Genomic DNA, 1,412 nt, shown 5'->3' on the forward strand with positions numbered 1-1,412 from the left:
TATGGGTCTTCTGTTGGGTGTGTGGGTCGATGGTGCTCATCTTCTGGGGAGTTGGGGTCGGTGGCCGCCCAGGCTGAGCATGGCCAGGGCGATCAGGGCGTCGGGTGAGTGAAAGCCGAAGGCCATCCGAGTGATCAGGCGGATCTTGGCGTTGACGGACTCGATGCGACCGTTGGACAGGCCGTGTTCGATGGAGGCGAGGATGGCGTCGCGGTGACGGCTCACGCGTCGTTGCAGATCGACGAAGACGTCGATGCGGCTGCGGCGGGCCCATCCGATCCACCGGTCCAGGGCCTCGACCGCCGCGGGTGGGCTGGTCTTGGCCAGGGTGAACACCAGCCGTAGGCCTTCCTTCAACGCCCAGGCCCGGTGCAGGCGGGGGTGAGTCTTGGCGATCCAGGCGAGCGTGGCCTGCTGGGCGTCGGTGAGGTTCTGCGGGTTCTTCCACAACGCCCAGCGGGTGTTCTTCACCTGCCGGGCCGCACCGACAGCGACACCGCGACGGCCAGCCCCACGTCCGATGGCCTCGTTCCACACCTGCCGGCGAACCCGATCCACGGCATCGGTGGCCCAGGCCACGACGTGGAACGGGTCCGCGCAGCGGACCGCGTTCGGGCAGCGGCGCCGCACGACGGTGCTGATCCAGTCCGCGCCGTCAGCCGACACGTGCGTGATCGCCGCGGCCCGATCAGGGCCGAGCAGGTCGAAGAACGCCTGCAACGTGGCCGCGCTCTTGCCCGGCGCGGCCCACACCAGCCGGCCCGTGTCGTGATCGACGACGACCGTCAGATACCGGTGGCCCTTCTTGTAGCTGACCTCATCGATACCGATACGACGCAACCCGTCGAACCGGTCCTCACAGCCACCGGTGTCGGCCCACACCCGGGCCACGATCGCCCCGACCGTGCGCCACCCCACCCGCATCAACCGTGACACCGCCGACTTCGCCGTATGCACCGCCAACCACGCCACCGTCGCGTCGAACGCCCGCGTATGCCCCGCCCCGTGACGAGCCCACGGCACCGCCGCCACCACCACCTGATGCTCCGGACACGACACCCGCGGCGCGTCCGCCTCGACCACCGCCCGGACCACACCCACATCCAACGCCCGCCACCGCCGCCGCACCCCGGCGTCATAACGCGCACACCGCCGCCCGCAATGCGGACACCGCCGCGACGCGCCCTTACGCACCCGCACCCGAGCCACCACCACCGACTCGACCGGATCGAACTCCACACCCTCCACCACCGCCTGCTCGACCCCAAGCAGCCCAGCCCATACCCTGGCAGAACGCACGCCGTTCTCCCGCCCATAGTTCTGACCTTCGACAAGCCAGAACCTAGGCAGGACAACGGCGTGCGCCATCAACGACGCGCCCAACCACCCACAGACACGTCACAAGACCCATA

The 1,412-nt window shown here is 69.1% G+C and carries 1 protein-coding gene; it reads right to left on the bottom strand.

Annotated features, from left to right (window positions below; translation table 11 throughout):
• Nucleotides 1-36: 36 nt before the first annotated feature.
• Entirely contained in the window at nucleotides 37-1,299 is a 1,263-nt protein-coding gene (locus EAD98_RS01165) for an ISL3 family transposase (RefSeq protein WP_121652237.1), read from the bottom strand.
• Nucleotides 1,300-1,412: the final 113 nt, after the last annotated feature.

The organism is Micromonospora sp. CV4 (assembly GCF_003667455.1).
Lineage (GTDB): Bacteria > Actinomycetota > Actinomycetes > Mycobacteriales > Micromonosporaceae > Micromonospora.